At 78.0% G+C, this 978-nt stretch carries 2 protein-coding genes; both read right to left on the minus strand.

Annotated elements, in window-relative coordinates; genetic code table 11:
- Positions 1-675 (minus strand): hypothetical protein (locus tag HMPREF0731_RS21850; RefSeq protein ID WP_040614407.1); only part of this gene is annotated, 675 nt, incomplete at its 3' end.
- The coding region (locus tag HMPREF0731_RS21855) for an ATP-binding cassette domain-containing protein (RefSeq protein WP_007006431.1) at positions 672-978 on the minus strand (307 nt) is incomplete at its 5' end. The genes HMPREF0731_RS21850 and HMPREF0731_RS21855, both read right to left, overlap by 4 nt.

The following is a 978-nucleotide window of genomic DNA, read 5'->3' on the forward strand; positions in this document are numbered from 1 at the left end:
GGGCAGCTCGACCTCCAGGCCGAGCGCGGCGCCGGACGCGGCCTCGGCCCGCAGGAGGCGCCCCTCCTGCCGCCAGCGCGCCACGGCGCTGTCGGCCAGGTGCAGGTGGAAATCGGCCTGGATCAGGTTCTGGTGGCCGCCCATCGCGCGCGATTCGGGCAGCAGCCCCTCGTAATGCTGCGTCACCGCCGCCGTCCGCAGGCTGACCCGCAGCGGCGCCTCCAGCGCCCGCAGCGCGGCCAGCATGCGCGCAGCCTCCGGCGAGGCGGCGCCCTCCGCCTCGCCGGGGGGCAGGATGCGGGGCGGCGCGGCCCCGCCCGCCACCGGGCCGAGCGCCGCGTCGAACCCCTCCCCGCCATCCAGCCCGTGCAGCGTCATCAGCGCGGCCTGATCGGCGCCCTGCAGCTCGACCCGGGGCAGCGGCTTGTCCCGCATCCGCGGCGTGCGGTCGAACACCAGCGCCGCCAGGGCCTCGCGCCTCACCCGGGCGGTGTGGGCGGCGGCGCGGAACTCCAGCCAGCCCTCCCGCGCGACCACCGCGTCGAGCGGGCCGATGCGCTCCAGCAGCACCCCCGGCCCGGACAGCACCGCCATCACCCGCCCGGCGGCCGACAGGCGCGACAGCACGGCGGCCGGATCGCCGGTCAGGAAGCAGCGGCCGGGAAGATCGGTCATGCCAGGGATTCCTCGAGAACATGGGAAACGGGGGCGCCGGCGGCGACGGGGCGGCCGCCGGCCAGGGTCAGGGTGTCGTCGGCCAGCGCGGCGGCGATGCGCAGGTCATGCGTCACCAGCAGGCAGGCGAAGGCGCGCTCCGCCTGCAGGCGGGTCAGCAGCGCCACCACCTCGGCCTCGACACTGCGGTCGAGGGCGGAGGTCGGCTCGTCCAGCAGCAGCAGCGCCGGCTCGGTGACGAGGGCGCGGGCCAGCGCCACGCGCTGCCGCTGGCCGCCCGAGAGCCGCGCCGGCACCCGCCCG

Origin of the sequence: Pseudoroseomonas cervicalis ATCC 49957 (assembly GCF_000164635.1) — a bacterium.
Taxonomy (GTDB): domain Bacteria; phylum Pseudomonadota; class Alphaproteobacteria; order Acetobacterales; family Acetobacteraceae; genus Pseudoroseomonas; species Pseudoroseomonas cervicalis.